At 67.9% G+C, this 18,718-nt stretch carries 7 protein-coding genes; 3 read left to right on the forward strand and 4 right to left on the reverse strand.

Features of this window, described 5'->3' with window-relative positions:
* Positions 1-2 precede the first annotated feature (2 nt).
* Positions 3-9,116, reverse strand: a complete 9,114-nt coding sequence (locus Raf01_RS18410; RefSeq protein ID WP_203919134.1) for a DNRLRE domain-containing protein — start codon at positions 9,114-9,116, stop codon at positions 3-5.
* Between the two features lie 536 nt (positions 9,117-9,652).
* On the opposite strand from Raf01_RS18410, the gene Raf01_RS18415 reads away from it, so the two are divergent.
* Positions 9,653-11,917, forward strand: coding sequence for an ATP-binding protein (locus tag Raf01_RS18415; protein WP_203919135.1), 2,265 nt, complete (start codon positions 9,653-9,655; stop codon positions 11,915-11,917).
* A gap of 46 nt (positions 11,918-11,963) precedes the next feature.
* Here the strand turns inward: Raf01_RS18415 and Raf01_RS18420 are convergent, their stop codons facing one another.
* On the reverse strand, positions 11,964-15,224 hold the full coding sequence (locus Raf01_RS18420; protein WP_203919136.1) for a S8 family peptidase: 3,261 nt from the start codon (positions 15,222-15,224) through the stop codon (positions 11,964-11,966).
* A 333-nt stretch (positions 15,225-15,557) separates the two neighbouring features.
* On the opposite strand from Raf01_RS18420, the gene Raf01_RS18425 reads away from it, so the two are divergent.
* Positions 15,558-15,884, forward strand: coding sequence for a hypothetical protein (locus Raf01_RS18425; RefSeq protein WP_239133717.1), 327 nt, complete (start codon positions 15,558-15,560; stop codon positions 15,882-15,884).
* Positions 15,885-15,895: 11 nt separating this feature from the next.
* Positions 15,896-16,606: a DNA alkylation repair protein gene (locus Raf01_RS18430; protein ID WP_203919137.1), complete on the forward strand. Its 711-nt coding sequence runs from the start codon at positions 15,896-15,898 to the stop codon at positions 16,604-16,606.
* Positions 16,607-16,826: 220 nt separating this feature from the next.
* Here the strand turns inward: Raf01_RS18430 and Raf01_RS18435 are convergent, their stop codons facing one another.
* Complete coding sequence (locus tag Raf01_RS18435) at positions 16,827-17,537, reverse strand: VOC family protein (RefSeq protein WP_203919138.1); 711 nt, start codon at positions 17,535-17,537, stop codon at positions 16,827-16,829.
* A 160-nt stretch (positions 17,538-17,697) separates the two neighbouring features.
* On the reverse strand, positions 17,698-18,561 hold the full coding sequence (locus Raf01_RS18440; protein ID WP_203919139.1) for an aldo/keto reductase: 864 nt from the start codon (positions 18,559-18,561) through the stop codon (positions 17,698-17,700).
* Between the last annotated feature and the right edge of the window lie 157 nt (positions 18,562-18,718).

The following is an 18,718-nucleotide window of genomic DNA, read 5'->3' on the forward strand; positions in this document are numbered from 1 at the left end:
ATTCACGGACGTCCGGGCAGCTGGCCAGGTCGAGCGTAGAAAACGTACATGGCTTTCATATAGAGCGGAGTTCGGAAGAACCAATGGTCAAGGAAGTCCGCACGGGTCGTCAATTCTACACGTACATCGTTTTGCGTGTCAAGGAAATCGGGATCCTTGTTGGCGGTGTATTCGAAGCGAGCGCCGTGCGTCGCCGTCAGGTCCTCCTCCACCGCCCGGTGAATGGCGGTTCCGAGCCATCGACGCGCGCCGCCCCACTTTCCGTTGTCGACGTCGTTGTAGTAAGCCTCGAGCTCCCCCGGCTTGAGGTGACCTTGGGCAATATCAGCCCATCCGCGCTGCAGCTGCCGCTCCACGGCGGCCGCGACCAGGTTACGGGACTCGGTCCGCTTGGCGTAGCACGCGTTGTGGACGAGGACCGCGGTGGTGCCGGCCACGACATAGAAGTCGTGGTCGCCGGGGACGGTGATGTCCCACATGTCACCGGTGCTGTTGGCGGGGGTGGCGCCACCCTTCACGGTGACGGTCGTGCCGTCGTCCGTGGTGAGCTGGTCGCCCTTGTGCAGCTTGGCCGCCTCTACCCACGAGTGTGTGGTGTGGTCGTAGAACCGATGGTTGGCAGTGGTGTGGATGACCTGGTCGCCCGTGCCGGTGTGGACGGTCAGGTCGTAGAGGTCGGTGTCGTGGTTGACCCAGACCGCGGAGGTGGTGCTGTCCTTGGTCTTGCCGGTGGTGGTGTCGGTGGACTTGACCTTGTCACCGGGCTTCAGGTCGCTGATGTTCTTGGTGCTGCCATCGGCGAGCTGTACCCGGGTGTCGGCGCTGAAGCTGCAGCCTCCCGCGCCGCCGGTGATGTCCTCGGCGGCGCCGAAGGCGGTGCCGAACACGGCGCCGAACGCCGCGCCTTCGGCGGCCGCCTTGCCCAGGCCACCCACTGAGCACTCGCTGCCGAGGGCGCAGCCTGTGCCGTAGGCGGCGGCACCTCCGGCGGCGCCGCCGACTGTACCGGCGATCGCGCCGGTAGCCCAGCCGGCCATCGCCTCGGGCAGGACAGCCGCGGTCGCCCCGCCGAGCAGGCCGCCGGCAAGGCCGCCCACGGCGCCGATCAGCGCTGCCTTCCCGAGCGCCGCGCCGGAGCAACTGCCCTGACCCGCCGCGCAGAGGTCGCTCTGGTACGTGACACCGGTCAGCGCCCCGAAGGCCACGGCGCAGGCCAGGCCGCCCACACCGACGGTGGCGGCGGCGACGAAGGCACAGCCGACGGCGCCGATGACGCCCATCGCGATGGCGTCGCCGGTCGCCTTCGAGATGTGGCCGTCCAGTTCGATGTTGCTCAGCGGGTTACCGCCACCAAAGCCGTACCGGCCGCCGGCAAGACCCGCGTCGGCGCCGGCGCCGTCGTAGGAGTCCCGGTTGAGGAACTGGCCGATGCCGGGGTTGTAGGTGCGGAACCCCATGTCGAGGTTGCCGGTGCTGGCAGCCTGACGGGCGGAGTTGAACCGGTAGGTGTTGAGCGGGTAGAGGTCGGGGATATCGGTACCGTCGGGACCCTGGATCGGCTTGTCGCGACCGCTGTCCATGGTGGGTGGCGTGTCGCCCTTGTACGCGACCCGGTCGTCCAGCCCGTAGGCGGTGTACCCGTAGGTGGTCACCGGGAAGCCGTCCGCCCCGGTCAGCGCCTCCACATCCTGGTGCGGGTCGTAGGTGTAATAGAGGGTTTCGTTGCTGCCCGGCGGTTCGATGAAGACGCTGTGCTCCATCGCCAGCCGCTCACCCGACGGGTCGTAGTCGTAGGTCTTGGTATCGGTGCCGCCCGCGGCAAAGATGGCCTGTTCGGTGTTGACCGTCTTGCTGGTGGCCAGGTAGTCGAACGTCTGGTCGCCAATCTTGCCGGCGTTGGGATCGGGCGGCGGCGCGTTGGGGTCCGGCGGCGGCGCGTTGGGGTCCGGCGGCGGCGTCGCGTTGACGAAGGACGACGAGGTGATCGCCCGGTTCAGCGAGTCGTAGGCGGAGGCGGTGGAGGTGGTGAACTGGTCAGCCGTGCCGAGCTTCGCCGAGCTGGCCTGGTAGACGATGTTGTCGAAACCGTCGTAACGGTACTGCTGGGACGCCTCGGCCGTGAACGTGCTGGTCGGGTCGTTGGGTGTCAGCAGCCTGTTGCCGACGATCGTCATGCGGCCCGCGGCGTCGTACTGGTAGCCGACGGTCGGGAAGTCGGTCTGCTCCGGTGTCGAGGAGACCAACCGACCACGATCGTAGGTGTTGTCCACGGTCTGGTCCTCGGGTTGGTCACCCAGAGTCTGCTTGGTGATCTCGCCCAGGCTGTCGTAGTCGTAGCTCTCCTTGGCCTTCGTGTCCGATTCCTTGTTGACCCTCGTGAGCTGGTTGTTCGGGCTGTACAGGTAGTTCTGGGTGCGGCCGAGGGAAGCGGCGGGCTGGTCAGCGTTACCGACCGCGAAGATGTCCTGCGAGATGTTGTTGTTCGCGTCGTAGGTCAGGTTGTGGACGTCGACCTGGTTGAGCTGCGGGTACCCGGTCGTCTCGAGCATCCTGGACAGAGTCCCGTCGAGATTGTACGAATACGAGACCGCGTCGTTATTGCCCTTGGTCTGCGTTTCCCGTTGGCCGTTCGGGAAGTAGCTGTACCCGGTATTGACCACCGGACCGCCGGCGGACTGCTGGTTCGACACGTGGATGAGCGCGTCACGGCCGTCGTAGTCGTAGATGTTGGTGGCGGCGTCGTTGTTGAGCGATTTGAGGTTGCCGTTGTCGTCATACCCGTAGATCAGCTTGTGGGCGACGGTGGCGCCCTTCATCTCCTGCAACTGGTACGGACGGTCGAGTGGATCGAATTCGGTCAGGTACTGGTTGAACTGGGCGGTGGGTGTGCCGGCGGCGGTAGCCGGATCGGTGGGCGAAAGGTCGTCCAGTTCGTGCTGGTTGCCGTTCGCGTCGTAGTGGAAGGTGAAGCTGACCGGCGGCTGAGGCGTGGTGCCGCCGGTACCGGTGGTGTCGTTGCGCACCACCCGCACCGCGTCGGCGATACCGGCGGTCATCTCGATCGTGTGCATGCCAGGCTTGAAGGTCCACTTGCCGGTGCTGTTGGCTGGGTTGCTCAACTGCACCCATGACCCGGCATGGTCGGACTGGGTGACGTCGACGTGGTTGTTGCTGTGGTTGGGGTCGTCGACATAGTAGATGGACGGGTTCCCGTAGATCGCCGGGTCGCCGCTTGCCATGTGGGCGTCCTTGGGTATCCACACGTAGACGGAGTAGTCGCCGTCGGCGCCGTCCGGCACCGAGATGTTCCAGCTGAACGAAGTGCCGCAGTCGGAGAAGGTCGAGCCGTTGTAGCCCGTGCCGGGGGCGCCCGGCGTGCACCCTACGCCGCGGGCCCAGGCGGTGGCCGAGTCCGCGGTGAGGATCTGGTCCTGCCAGCTGTTGGGCAGGCCGGTATCGGTCGAGGAGGCCAGCGACCCGTCCGTGTAGTAGCCCCAGTTCATCTGCCGGGCGACGTCGGCGTCGGCGGTGCTGAGCTCGGCGGGAATCAGCTTGCGGAAGGTTTGTTGGCCCCGGTTGTTGTAGTCGTAGTCGGTGGTGATGTTGAACGGGTCGGTGGTGTGTCTGATCCAACCGGTGTCGAAGTAGTCGGTGGTGGACGTGATCGAGGTCGGCTGCTTGTCGGGCTCCCGGACCCACTGGGTAACCGACCTGACCCGGCCGTCCGCGTCGTAGGTGTAGTCGGTCTGCGGCCGGAAGTTCTTGCCGTACCGGTTGTTGGCGTCCAGGCTGGCGTCGTAGGCGCCGTACTCCGTGACGCGCTGGTTGGCCGCGTTGTAGGTGGCCTCGGTCGTGAAGGAGCCGGGCGTGACGCCGTCGGCGAAGGACCGGGGCGAGGACACGGCGGTGAGGTTGCCGACCGGGTCGTAGGTGTAGCCGGTGGTGTTGCAGGTGATGTTCGCGTTGGTGGGTTCGCACTCGACGCTCTTGTCGCCGCTGTGCGGGACATGGACCTGGTAGACCCGGCCGTTCTGGTCCAGCGAATACGTGGTCCTGACACCGTTCTGGTCGCTGCTGGACACGACCAGCCCGTCCGGGTCGTAGCCCACCACGCTGGTGTTGCCCAGCGCGTCCTTGGTGGTTGTCTGCCGGTGGTCCTTGTCGTAGCCGTACGTGGTGGCGTAGGAGGAGTCCTTTGCCTTGGTGCCCTTGGGCTCCTGCACGGTCTGCTTGTTACCAACGTTGTCGTAGCCGATGACGGTGACGTGGTTCATCGCGTCGGTGACGCTGGTGAGCTGGTTGGCGTCGTCGTATCCCAGCGTGGTCTTGTACGAGCCGTCCTTGAGCACGTTGCCGATCGGCTCGGTGACGGTCTGCTGGTTGCCGACGCTGTCGTAGGTGTAGCTGATCACGCGGGCCGCAGCGGAGTCGTTCGGCGGCAGGGTCGTGGAACTGAGCTGATCGTTGGCGTCGTAGACGGCGGTGGTCACCGCTCCGGCGGGGTCGGTGGAGCTGACGATGTTGTCGTTGCGGTCGTACACCGGCTTCGGATAGTTGATGACGACCGGTGGGTTTGCCGTGTGATCCTTGGGAATCGTGGCGTCAGTCGGGCGGCCGAACACGTCATAGTTCTGGGTCGCCTTCGCGCCGTTCGGGTCGAACACCGTCGTCGGCTCGCCACGGGGCCCGTACACGGTCGTGGTGACGTGGCCCAGCGGATCGAAGACCGTGGTGGGCAGACCGGTTGGGTCGTACACCGACTCGGGGATGTCCGCCCGGAGGTAGCCATAGGTCGTCGGATGCCCGTTCGCGTCCGTTACCGTCACTACGCGGCCGGCCGAGTCGTAGTCATAGGTCGTGGTGTATCCGGAACCCGTCGCGGTGCCCTTGGGTTCCCGCACGGTGTACACGTTGCCGGTGCTGTTGCCGGCGGCGTCCTTGTAGTACTCGTAGTGCGTACGCCGCCCCGCTGGCGATGTCACGTCGGTGAGGTCTGCGATGTACCCGTCCGGGGAGTACTGGTACGTGTAGGTGGTGCTCAGTGGCGCCTCTTGCGGGTCGATCTCGGTCAGCGGGTACCCGGTCTTGGGGTCATACGTATAGGTCGTGACCGCGCCGTTGGCCTCGGTGAGCGTCTTGACGTTGTTGTCGGTGTCCCATGCGAGCTTGGTGGTGTGGGTGTTCGGGTCGGTGACCTGCACCATCCGCCCGGCGGAGTCGATCTGGTATGTCCAGGGGTGGCCGTTCCCGTTGGTCACAACGGTCTGCTGCGACGCGCCAGTGGTCGGCTCCTGGGCGAGGTAGTCGAACTTCGTGATCTGGTTGAGCCGGTCGGTCACCGACTGGGTCATCCACTTCCACGTCGACGATGTCGGGTAGTAGGACAGGTTGCTGGTGTGACCGAGCGGGTCCTTCACCGTGGCCAGTTTGACGTTCTTCATGCCCTGCGTGGCGTCGTAGGTGAAGTTGAACGTCTTGGCCAGACTGCTGTCGTTGGCACCGTCCACCAGCCGGCCCAGGAGGCCGTTGAGGGTGTAGTAGAAGTTGATGGTGCGGCCGCTGACGTCGGTGATCGACTTGATGCTGTCGACAATGCCCGGGGCGGTCAGGTTCGTGGCGGCCACCAGGAGGCCGGTGGCGGGGTCCACGTAGGAGTACGAGTCGCCCTTGTTGTAGTAGGTCAGAGTCAGCGTCTGCCGGAACATCGGGTCAGTGATGTAGGTGAGGAACTCCGTCGGCTTGTTCTGCGACTGCCGGTGGGAGTAGGTGAAGTCGGCCTCGTTGCCGTTGTTGTCCACCGTCGAGGTCGGGAAGCCGGCGCAGTCGAAGTAGTACACGGTGCGGTCGGGCCGGGTCATCGACCAGGCCCGCGCGTCCTCGGTCTGCGGTTTGCAGTCCGGGTTCAGTTTCTGCAGGTGCAGGTGCACCCCGGGTGGGGAATCCCACTGGTTCGTTGTGGTGTTCAGCGTCCACTTGTGCGCGTTACCCGTACCGTCGACCGCGACGACCTCGTTCGGGTTGCCGGGCGGGGTGATCTGCAACGCCTGACCCAGCCGGGTAGGCGTGGATGCCTCGATCGACCAGCCGAACCCGTTGCCGGTGTCGAATGTGGACAGTGAGTTGTAGCTCAGCCGCAGCAGCGTGGTGAAGCCGACCGACGGATTGGACAGGATGTCGTAGTTCCAAACCGTGTTGCCCGAGGAGATGTTGGTGTACAGGTTCGTGCCCGCGCCGGTCGGTGTCGTCGAGTACTGGTAGAAGTGTTCTAATCCCAACTGGTTGTTGCCACTGGGGTCGACACTCACCTGCTGCTTCAGCGACCCCGCGCCAGACGTACCGGCGGCCGGTACGGCGCCCGCGTTCTTCGACGCGGACGCCGCGGTACCGCCGGACAGGTACGTGCCGGTGCTGGTGTCGAGCATGTCCCAGGCGATCGAGTAACCCTCGGACTCGTTGCCGCCCGTCGGGGCCGGCGGTGTCACCTGCGCATTCAGCGTGACGGTCGCACCCGCCGCCAGATCCGCCGGCAACTTGGTCCGCAACTGGTTCGCGCTACCGGTGACGTCGGTGCCGTCGGGCTGCAACCAGTGGTACGTCAGCACCTCGCTGGCCGCCGGCCACGTCGCGCTGGTGGTGTTGTTGATGGTCACCGGCGTGTTGTACGTCTGGCCAACCACCATGTCCGTCGGCGTCGACGGCGCGTAGTAGGTCGCGGCGGTGGAGGTATCCAGATAGGTGACGACCAGCTGCGGCGCCAGGCTGGGCTCGGCCGTCTTCGGCCCGGCGAAGATGGTGCGCTCCTGCGGTGAGGTCGACGCCTCCGCCTTCAGCTTGACCAGCAGCCCGTGATTGCCGGACGGCGTGGTGACCCAGCCCTGCACGATCGAGGTGGCGTCGAAGTTCTGCCGGCTCGGATCGTTGGTCAGCCCGGAGACCGTCCCGCCCACCGTGGTGCTGAAGTCACCGCCCGCCGTGGTCCACGCCGTGCCGGTCGCCGCACTGTTCCACGTCGCCTGGGTACCGGTGAACGAGCGGGTCAGCCCGTGCAACTCGTACACCGCGCCGGTGGTGCCGGTCGTGGTGGTCTCCTGCCACGCCTTCAGGTACGCGTCCAGAACCTTTGAGCCCGCGGGAACTTGGCTCAGCGCCCCGAAGTCGAACACCGACCGGGCGACACCGTACGTGCTGGAGTTGTCGCCCACCTCCAACCACGGCTCCGCCGTTCCCGAGTTGCTCAGCGTGTTCAGCACCGTGGTCGGCTGCCCGGATGCCAGCGTTGTCGCCGCGACCACCGGTACCAGCAGCGTGGTGCGCCCGGCTTTCGGCAACCGCACCAACTGCGTGGGCCCTGGGATCAGCTTGCCGCCCTTGGTCTTGACCGCGACCATGTAGTAGTAGGCGTTGCCGTACGGGTCGCTGTTGTCGGCCGCCGTCGGCACCGCCGTGGAGTCCACAAAGGACTTGGACGTGGACGCCACCGGCGCCAGCAGGGTGTTCTGGGCCGGCGTGAACGACTCGAACACGCTGCGGTGCACCTGGTACTCGGCCAGATCGTTGTCCGCGTTGCCGGTGGTGTTCGTGTAGGCCGGCCACGACAGCTCGGCACCCGTCGCATGAATCACCGACGGTGGGTTCACGGCCACCCCGGGCACCCCATACGTGATCACCAAACGCGGGTAGTTCACCACCTCGCCGCCGTAGGCGTAGATCGAACCCTCGAACCGCGGACCCCCTTGCCCCAGGGTCGCCTCGTTCGTGGCCTTCAACACGAAGCCGTTGTTCGTCGTACCGTTGACCCAGTTCTGCACCGCCGAGGCCACCGGGAAGTGCACCCACACCCCGGCCGCCCGGGCCGTCATCGTGGCGGTACCAGCCACCGGCCCACCGATCGAACTCGCGTTGGTCCACGTCGCCGTCGCCGGAGTCCACGGTGCGTTGGCCTGCAACGCCTGCATCGGCACGTTGTTCGCGTCAGTGGTGAACGTCTGGTCGTAGTACAGTGCCAGATCCGCCGAAGCGATCGTGGTACCAGCCGGGATCGACGGCAACGGAAACTTGATCAGCGTACGCACCGCGCCGTTCGTCGTGGTACCCACCGACAATCGCCACGAGGTGCTGTTGTTCCCGCTCGGATCCTCCGCCTGAATCATCGTGTTCGCCGCGGTCGACGGCGTCGGCGAAACTAGAATTGTCGGGTCCACCGTGACCGGGTAGACCCGCTTCGAATCGGCCAGCCATTTGGCGTCCGGCGTCACCGTCAGGTGCACGATTCCAGAGGCGGCATCGAAGGTCATCTTTTGCGAGACCTTCCTGCTGTACACCTTGCCGTACGGCGAGTTCGCGTCGTCCTTCGCATCCGACATGTACGGCGCCGGAATCGTGAACGCCGCCGTCCCCGACTCGCTCGCGGCCAACTCGACCGCACCGTCCGGCAGCTGCCGCGCCACCAACCCACCACCGACCCGCACCGTGAACGAGTAGCTCTGGCCGGCCGCGGGCGCCTTCGACAGGACCAGACCCTCCTTCACGCCCTCCGGACCCACCTGGTAAGTCAGGTCCGCTCCCGGATACGCGTGCAGGTACGACACCGACGCACCGCTCGTCTTTCGCGCCGTTGTGCTCGCACCATCCGCACCCAGCTGCACGGACACCGGACCCTGCTCGATACGCAGGAGCGAAGCCGCATCCTCAGAGAAGTACGTCTGGAGCGAGTTGCCCTGTGCACCCGCGGTGAACCCGTTATGCGACAACGGCTTCACCGTCGAGTCGATCGAATGCCAGGCGCCCTTGGCATCTCGGTAGTTCACCGGAGCCGCGGAGACCTCCTGCTGCACGCTCCCGTCTGACATCTGGAAATACGACGAGTTCACCGTCCGGTGATCGGTCAACTCCTTGACCCGCTTCGCCTTCGGATCCGGCTTCAGCACCGGAGGGCCGCCAGTTCCCGCCCGCGCCTTGTACGGCGCCGTGGTCGACTTCGGCGGCTTCGCCGGCTTCCACCCACCGTCGCCCGGCGGTGCCACCGCCGCCCCGCCCGAGGGCCGCTTGGCGGGCGCTGCGGCCGCGGTGCCGGACCACGACAGGCCCGCCGCCACCATCACCAACGTCGTAGCCACAGCAGTGCCAGTGCGCCACGCGCGCCAACGAGTCCTGCGGGGCAGCCGGAGCATCGCGACCTCCACATCGATGAGCAGACGCCCGCCAAGGAAGGGACGGGCGCGCTCACCGTAGAGGAGCCAGATACTTCCAGAGATATAGTCGAGATATATTCACGTCGATATGGCTCAGGCCAATTGCTCTGCTAGAGCTTCTTCGGGCCGGTCTGAATTCGACTACCGCGAGAGGTGCGGCGCGTCTTACGACCACTTCAGGGCGTTGGGTGCCGTCGTTGCGGCGGCGCTGAACGGTTTGGAATGAATGGGTCCGCTGCTGCCTCCTGAGATCGGCGAGCCAGTCGATGAGGCGGACGCCAAAACGGATCGAGCCGTCCACGCGGTCGCGCCGGGTCGCACCGGTGACATGGACTGAGGCCACGTGGCATGATCAGCCGCATGCCGCAGGTGAAGTGCCTGTCGCCGACCGCGTTCAGGGCCCGACCCATCCCTCACAGCCGTGCTCCCCGGTGCGGCCCGGCACGTCGCCGCGGCGCCAGATGAGCGAACCGAACCGATTCGGTCTGCTGCTGCGGCATCATCGCGGCGAGGCCGGGCTCACCATCCAGGAGCTGTCCGCCGCCTCGCGGGTCAGCGTCCGAGCCATCGGCGACATGGAACGCGGACGCAGCCGGATGCCGCAGCGGCGCACCGTCGAGGCACTGACGCGGGCGCTGGGTCTCTCGGATCCCGAGGCGGTCGCGCTGCGCGAGGCGGCCCGCGGCGGCCGCCTCGCGCGGCGGCCGGCACCGGCGCTAGCACCGCCGCGGACCGTCGCCGACTTCACCGGCCGCGACAGCGAGCTGCGGTGGTTGGGCGACCTCGTCGCACGCGGCGAGCCGAGCGTCGTCGCTGTCGTCTCCGGGCCGCCCGGCCTGGGCAAGACGTCGCTGATGCTGCAGGCCGCCGGCCGGTACGCCGAGTCCTTCCCCGACGGTGTTCTCTTCCTCGACCTGCGGGGCCTGGACGCCGACCCGCCGCGCCCGGCCGACCTGCTGCTGCGCCTGTTGACCGCGCTCGGCGTGGAGGAGAGCCAGGTACAGGGCGACGAGCAGGCCCGCAGTGCGCAGTACCGGACGCTGCTGAGCGAGCGGCGCTGCCTGCTGATGCTCGACAACGCCGCTGGCGAGGCGCAGGTCCGTCCGCTGCTGCCGGGCGCCGGGACCACCATGACGATCGTCACCAGCCGGCGCAACCTGGCCGGGTTGGAGGCGGTCGAGCGGCACACGGCCCGGGCTCTGCCTCCGGGCGAGTCGGTCACGTTGCTGCGACGCATCATCGGGGACCGACGCGCCGCCGCCGAGCCGGAGACAGCCCTGTTCGGCCTCGCCGACGCCTGCGGACACCTGCCGCTGGCGCTGCGGATCGCCGGCAACCGGCTGCTCAGCCGCCCGGATTGGAGCATCGAGTACCTGCTGCGCCGGCTCGCCGACCAGGACGAACGGATCGGCCTGCTGGTCGCCGGGGACCTGCAGATCGCGGCGCCGTTCATGCTGTCCTACCAGCAGCTGTCGGCGACCGCCGCGCGTACGTTCCGAAGGCTGTCCCTGGTCCCCGGCCCGGACGGCGGCCTGGACCTCGCGGCGCGGGTAGCCGGCATGAGCGTACGTGAGACCGAGGCGGCGCTGGAGGAGTTGGCCGACCTTGGGCTGCTCCAACCGACCACCGGCGGCCGCTACCGGTTCCACGACCTGATCAGATTGTTCGCGCGGGCGCGCCTGGCCGAGGAGGAGACGCCGCGGGCATGCCGGCAGGCCCAGGACCGGATGATCACCTGGCTGCTCGACACCGCGGTCGCGGCCGGCAGGTGGTTCGAGCCGGGCGGGAGCGAACCGGCCGGCGGCGAACCCGGCCGCGGGCCGGGTTCGGCCGAGGAGGCCCGCCGCTGGCTCGAACAGGAGAGCTCGAACTGGCTCAGCGCGCTGCGGGCGGCCTTCGCCGCCGGCCGGCATGCCGAGGTGATGGCGGTCGCCGACGCCATGCACTGGTTCTCGGACAGGTGGCGGCACTGGCAGCCCTGGATCGAGGTGTTCCAGATGTCGGCCGCGTCGGCAGAGGCGATCGGCGACCGGCGCGGCCAGGCGGTCCACCTGAACTACGTGTCCTGGGCGTACTCGACCAGCGCCCTGCGGCACGACCTGGCCGACGCGCCGGCGCAGGAGGCTCTACGGCTGGCCCGCGAGGTGGGTGACCTCAGCGAACAGGGTTGGTCATGGTTGTGCCTCGGGTCCGCGGCGCGTCGACGCGGCGCGGCGGCGCAGGCACAGGAGGCGGCGCGGCAGTCGCTGTCGCGATTCGAGACGGCCGCGGACTGGGACGGGTACTCGCAGGGGCTGTCGCTGCTCGCCGCCAGCCTCGCGCAGGCCGGCCGGCACCGCGACGCCATCGAGCAGTACCGCCAACTGGAGGCGCTGCTGGCCGACCCGAGCCGCGCACCGTCCCCCGTGCTCAGTGACGCCACGGCGGGCCATCTGCACCTGAACGTCGGGTTGAGCCTGCTGGCGATGCGCCGCTGGGCCCCGGCCGTGGCCAGCTTCCGGGTGGCATTGCCGGCGGTACAGCGCTCCGGAGTGCGGCAGAGCGAGGCCCGCTGCCGGTACGGGCTCGGCTGTGCGCTTGCCCGGCTGGGCCGGCTGGAGGAGGCTCGCGTCCAGCTGCGCCGGATGGTGCGCCTCGCCCGGCAGGTCGGCCCGGCGGACCTGGTCGACCAGGGGCTGGCTCGCCTCGCCGAGATCGGTCCGGCAGTCGGTAGCCAGGTGTCCTGACGTGCGAGGGCCAGGCGGATCTCGCCCGGCCCTCGCACGAACTCCGCTACTTGACCTCGTACGCCCGGTAGACGGTGGTGGTGACCGTGTTCCCCTTGCTGTCCACGGCGGTCGCTCGCAGCGAGACGAACCCGGATTTGTCCTTCGGCTGCCGCACCGTCGCGACGTACCTCCCGCCCTTCTCGGCGGTTGGCGCCGCCACCCAGGTGGCGCCGTCGTCGAACGAGACCGACACCTTCGCCGACTTCACCCGGCCGGCGGTCGCTTGCTGGGCGAACGTCAGCGGGATCGTCAGCATGCCGCCGACGCGGTCGCTGTTGTCCGGCGCCAGGTCGGGGTCGAACCCGATCGAGGTGAGCGGCAGCGCGCCCTGCTGGTCGGCCGAGGTGGTGAAGGTCCACACCGACTCCGTACGGGTGGACAGCCGGTACGGGCCGGGCAGGTCGTACGAGTACGTCAGCCGGTACGTGGTCCGCTCGGCGGCCACGTCCCAGTTGCCGAAGTGGCCGAACGTTCCGGTGAACTCGCCCAGCAGCGTGTCGCCCTTGTACAGCGCGAGGTCGTTGTTGGTCATCGCGTACGGCCAACCGACGTGCCCGTCCCCGTCGGCATACCCGTCGAAGGTGGCGTAGATTTCATCGCCCTGCCGCAAGACGGCCGTCGCACCGGGACCCACCGGGGTGAGGGTGGCGCCCAGCACCGCGCCGTCCCAGCGCTCGTGGTAACGGCGTCCTGCCCGGTACCCCGGATCCTGCAACTGCTTCAGGTCGAGAATCAGCTGGTCGTCCGCGACGCTCGTCTCGGCGATCTCCGATCGCCACTGCACGTCGCCGCTGTAATACTCTGTGCGGTGGGCCGGCGTCCCAACCGGCGGCAGGTCGCTGCTCGACGGGTATGCGCCGGCTAGGCTCGGTTCGGGTATCGAGTTGGTGCGCGTAGCCACCACACCGGTGGCGTTCCGCGCGTAGTCGACGTCCACCGTGGCCAGGTCGTCGCGGGACACGTGCTTGGTGAAGCCGGTGACGAAGGAGCCCTCCTTCCGCCAACCCAACTGGTAGGCGTCTGGCGCGCTGCCCTTCTTCGCCGGGCCCTGGAACACCGCCTGGATCTGGGTGACCACGCCGGGCAGGTTGGTCGGACCCTCGTCCGCGGTGAGGATGGTCGCGGGATCGCCCTCGACACCGTCGTAGGTCGGATACCCGTCGGCCGCGCGGTTGACCACGGCCGAAGCGTCGTACGCGGTCGCCTTCTTGTCTGGGACCGTGATATCCAACGGCTTTGCCTTGCGGGCGTCGAGCACCACCTCTTGGTCCGCGGTGACGACGTCCTTGTTGTCGGTCAGCAGATCGACCGAGCCGTCATCGTTCAACACGTACGCCGCGATGTGCCACGTGCTGTTCAGCGGCACCCGCAGTGACTCGCTCGCGTCGTAGAAAGCGTGGTATTCGTACGTCGACGGATCGGGGTTGCTGAGCCGGATCATCACTGTGCCGGGCGTGCCGCCGTCCCTGCCGATGACGGAAACCTTCAGACTGGCCGCCGGTGGCTCGAGGTAGACGCTGAACGGCGTCTGCAGCTTGACCTCGCCTTCGGTGGCCACCAGCCAACCGCCGTAGAAGCCGTACGCGGTGCTGGCCTTCTCGTCGACGACGACCCCGACGCTCGCGTCACCGCCGGCCGGTATGGTCACCGTCTTCGGATCCAGCGTCACCAGGCCGTCCGGCACATTGCTGTTCAGCGACAGGTTGAGCGTCGCCGGTTGGTCGCCGAGGTTGTGATAGGTCATCTTCCGCGTGCTGGGCGCCTCGGTGTGCGGCCACTCGAGGTTCCCGACGCTCAGCGAGGCAGGGCTGACGGTGACCGGCTGGTGCAGCGCCTTGGCCACGTTCTCGAAGCCGGCGCCCTGGGCGAAGACGTTGTAATCCGGATTCGGTGTGGCGCTGGCCATCAGCGCCTCCTTGAGCTGCTCGCCGGTCCAGTCCGGATGAACCTCGGCGAGCAGGGCGGCCGAGCCGGTCACGTGCGGGGTAGCCATGGAAGTGCCGCTCATCGTGACGTACTGCCCCTCCGGCAGGTCCACCGCGCTGGGCGAGCGGGCCGCGGTGATGTCGGTGCCGGGCGCGCCGATGTCCGGCTTGGCGCCGTAGTCGCCGATCCGTGGGCCCTGCAGCGAGGTCCAGTTCAGCGCGCCGGTCTTGTCGAAGTTCGCCACCGACAGCGCGGCGTCGGCCGTGGACGGCGAAGCGACCTGGAAGGTCGAGCCGCCCCAGTTGCCGGCAGCGCACACGAACAACGTGCCGTACTCGGCCGACAGGTCGTTGACCGCCTGCTCCAGCGGGTCAAGGCCGAGTTCGTCCGGCCCGCCCAGGCTCATGTTGACCACCTTTGCTCCGGAGGAGGCCGCCCACTGCATCCCTTCGAGGATGGCGGAGTCCGAGCAGGCGCCGCCGCCGTTGACGTTCCAGCACACCTTGCCGTCCATCAGCGACGTACCCGGCGCCACGCCCTTGTACCTGCCGCCCGACGCGGCGCCGCTGCCCGCGATCGTCGATGCCACGTGGGTACCGTGCCCGGTCAGGTCCAGGCCGGTCTCCTCGTCGGGAACGAAGTTGTGCCGCGCGACCACCCTGCCGGCGAGGTCCGGGTGCGTGTCGTCGATGCCGGTGTCGAGCACCGCGACCTTCACCCCGGTGCCGTCGTACCCGGCCGCCCAGACCTCAGGCGCACCGATCATCGGCACGCTCACGTCCAGCGTGGACTTCTCGATCCCGTCGAGCCAGATCTTGCCACCGGTCAGCGAGGTCTTGGTGGTCTGCCAGGTCTTCGCGAGATCCGAGAGCGGCACCTTGGTGGCGAAGCCGTCCACGGCGCCCAGCGCCTGTTGGGTGGTCAGGCCGCGCACCGCGGTCGCGTCGGATACCACCAGCGGCAGATAGGAGAGCTTGTCGAAGTCGAACCCGAGCAGAGCGCTCACGTCGAACAGCCGCTCGTCCAGCCGGTCCGCCTTCAGCAGCGGGACGGCATCGGACGGGATGACGTACTGGTCCTTGTCCTGCTCGAAGCGCAGAAAGTGAACGCCAGCACGCGGGGTGACACTCAGCTGGGTACCGGTGACGGAGACCCGGTCGCCGGTCAACAGGGTCATCTGCCGCGTGGACCCGGCTTGGGTGGCGCCCGAGGTTGCCGTCGTCGGCGTGGCAGCCGGGGACGGCTGGGGTCCGGCCGTTGCGGGGCTGGCCGCCACGAGCAGCGTCGCCAGCGTGGCGCCGACCGCGCCGTACACCAGTCGACGGCGTCGTCTTCGCATGGGGTTCTCCAATTCGCTGCGGACACGGAGTATTGAGTGTGGTCATTTCCGTGTTTCGCACGCGATACCGCAAGCGTTCCGGCGCTCGGGCGCGCTCTCCGGGGCGCCCGAGTTCGCGCAGGTCAGCGCCGGATCCGGCGACGCGCCTGTGACGTACATCGCGCCGCCTCGCGCGCTTTCCGCCTCAACTTCTGCCTGTCGTTCTGCCTACGGCCAGACCAGGACGTCGGCCAGGAGCCGCTGGTAGGTCCCGAACGAGTTATCGCTCGCGGGTTGTATGTCGCGGGTGCCGGCGAACGAGAACTGTCATACCTGGCTTCTATGGTCACAGACATGCCGGACGCCTTCACCACCCTGTGGACCCACGACACCTGTCGAGCGCTGCGTCAGGCGGGCCGGGTCGGGATGCGGCCGCCCGTCGCGTTCAGCGGAGTCCACTCGTCCCTGCCGAGTTGGGCGAGCGTGGCGGCGGGCGATGACGTCTACGCGGGGCGCAACCGTCGTGGCGTCACCCGGGGTCTGAGGCACGTCGTGGACGGTCGTCTCGAGCGCGCGGTGAGTCTTCACGGCGTGTATCGCCTGACGGTCGAATCAGCCGACGCGCTCGCGAACCTCCTCGTCGACGCGCCGGACCAGAGTCCAGCGACAAGCAATCGGTAGGCGCATCGACAGTGGCTACGACCGTGGACATCAGCGACGAACTCGCCAGCCTTGCCGACCCGCGCCGGGCAGAGGGAATAAGCCGGTTTCTGCAGATGATTCCGGGCGGGTATGGCGAGGGCGATCGAGCCATCGGTGTCTCCGTACCGGAACAGCGCGGGGTTGCCGCCCGATACTGGCGCACCCTCTCCCTCGACGAGACGGCGACGCTACTCACGAGCGGCGTGCACGAGGAAAGGCTGACATCGCTGTTCATCCTGGTGCGGAAGTTCGTCAAGGGAGACGAGGGTGAGCGGGGCAGGATCTTCAGCATCGTCCTGGCCAACACCGGCCACATCAACAATTGGGACCTGGTGGACTCGTCCGCGCCGTACATCGTCGGCCCCTGGCTGATGGACAAGGACCGGAGCGTGCTGGATCGGTTGGCCGGGTCGAGCCTGGTATGGGATCGGCGGATCGCCATCATGGCGACTCTCGCCTTCATCAAGGCCGGCGACTTCCAGTGGACCTTCCGGCTCAGTGAACGGCTCCTGCGCGATCCCCACGACCTCGTTCACAAGGCGGTGGGCTGGATGCTGCGCGAGGTGGGCAACCGCGACAGAGCGGCCGAGGAGGAGTTTCTGACTTCGCGCTACCGGCTCATGCCACGAGTCATGCTGCGGTACGCGATCGAAAAGTTTGAACCCCGGCGACGCACGGAATACCTGTCCGGCACGGTCTAGGGGATCGCGGCCCCGGGCGCCTGATCGATGCGCGGAGTCGTCCTCGACCTGTGTAGTAGCTGACCACTCCCCCACGATACGGATGTACCGCAGGGGAGTGATCAGAGTCGAGGCAGTGATCAGCGTCGTCGGCCCAAGCGCATCTCGTCAACCAGCTGGAGCTGAGCTCGCCTGAAGTCGCACCAAGTACGCGGCTCCCGACTTCGAGGCAGCACCTAGCCTAGTCCCAGCAGAGGCAGAACGGCTTGCCGACCGGGTCGGCGTAGACCCGCCAGTTCACCCCGCCGGAGGACAGCGAGGTGGCGCCGAGCTTCAGCACCGCCGCCTCGGCCGCGTCGACGTCGTCGACCGTGACGTCGAGATGGATCTGCTGCGGATACGCGGGGTCGGGCCACCGCGGCGCGCGGTACTCGGTGATCTGCTGGAACAGTACCGGCTGCGCCCCGTCCTCGCCGATCATCGCCGCACCCTCGCCCTCGTACGTGACGGGCTTGCCGAGCAGTTCCGCGTAGAACGTGCTCAGCTCCTTGGCGTCCGGGCAGTCGAGCATCACGCCCATCAGCGTGGTCTCCGGCTTCGCCGGGAACAGGCACAGGTCGAACGGGTGCCCGGCCGGGTCGGCCAGCGTGTACCAGTTCTCGTTCTTGCGCAGCAGCTCGGCGCCCAGCTCGACCGCCCTCGCCGAGCCGGCTTCGAGGTCCGGCACGCGCAGGTCGAGGTGCGCCTGCTGCGGGTACGCCGGATCGGGCCACCTCGGCGGTACGTGGTCGGGGCTGTGCTGGACCGCGACGCGCCACCCGTCCCCGGTCTCCATCGAGATCCAGTCGTCGTCGGCGTCCTGCTGGGTCCACCCCGCGAAAGCGGTGTAGAACGCGGCGAGCCGCCCGGCATCGGGTGCGTCGAGTGCCACCGTGCGCAACGTGCCGATCATCGGCCACTCCCTCCTGCGTCCCCGCTCATCATGCCCGAGACGGCTCGCCCGCACCCCCCGAGGGGGATGCGGGCGAGCGTGGGCGACGCGGCGTAACCGGGTCGTCGCGGCGCCTGCCGTGGACCCGGCGCGGGGGGGGGGCGGCCGAACCGCGCGGGGGCTAGCGGTTTGCCTTGGTGACCTCGGCCACCTCTTCGGGCGTCAGCGTGATCGCCGCGGCGGCCAGGTTTTCGTCCAGGTGAGCCACCGAGCCGGTGCCGGGGATCGGCAGCATCGACGGCGACCGCGCCAGCAGCCAGGCGAGCACGATCTGCCGGGGGTTCGCGTCGTGGCGCCGGGCGATCTCCTGGATCGTGGCGTTGCCGTTCAGGTCCTGGATGGGTGCCCACGGCAGGAAGACGATCTGCTCCTGCTCGCACAGGTCGACCAGCGACTCCGACGCGCGGTCCTCCACGTTGTACCGGTTCTGGATGGACACCACCGGGGTCAGCCGCTGGATGCGCCGCAGTTGCTCCTCATTGACGTTCGACACGCCGATGTGCCGGATCTTCCCCTGCTCCTTCAGCGTGAGCAGGGCGCCGATCGAGTCCTCCAGAGGGACCTGGGGGTCGGGCCGGTGGAACTGGTACAGCGGGATCTGCTCCAGCTTCAGCCGCCGCAGGCTGCCCTCACACGCCTCGATGAGGTGTTCCGGCCGCCCGTTGCTGGGCCACTGGCCCGGGCCCGTGCGCTCCAGCCCGCCCTTGGTCGCGATGACGAGATCGTCCGGGTACGGGTGCAGCGCCTCCGCGATCAGCGCCTCGCTGATGTACGGCCCGTAGGAGTCTGCGGTGTCGATGAAGTTCACGCCGCGCTCCACGGCCCTGCGCAGCACGGCCCTGGCCTCGTTGCGGTCCGCGGGATCACCCCAGATGCCGTCGCCGGTGATGCGCATCGCACCGAAGCCGAGGCGGTTGACGGTCAGGTCCCCACCGACGTCGATGGTGCCGGCGGCCTCGGCACTGACGGAATTCCGATCTGACATGGAACACGGCTCCTTTGATCCGATGACCACGTGGTCGCGGTGCGGCGCCGGTCTGTGCGCCCGCCGGCACGAGGCTGTTCGGGTAGTCACTCGGGAACGAGCTTAAGACGGCGCTCGCCCCGACGACAAAGGCGGGGACTGAGAGACAGCGCACGGG

It is taken from the genome of Rugosimonospora africana (assembly GCF_016862975.1).
GTDB classification, from domain to species: domain Bacteria; phylum Actinomycetota; class Actinomycetes; order Mycobacteriales; family Micromonosporaceae; genus Rugosimonospora; species Rugosimonospora africana.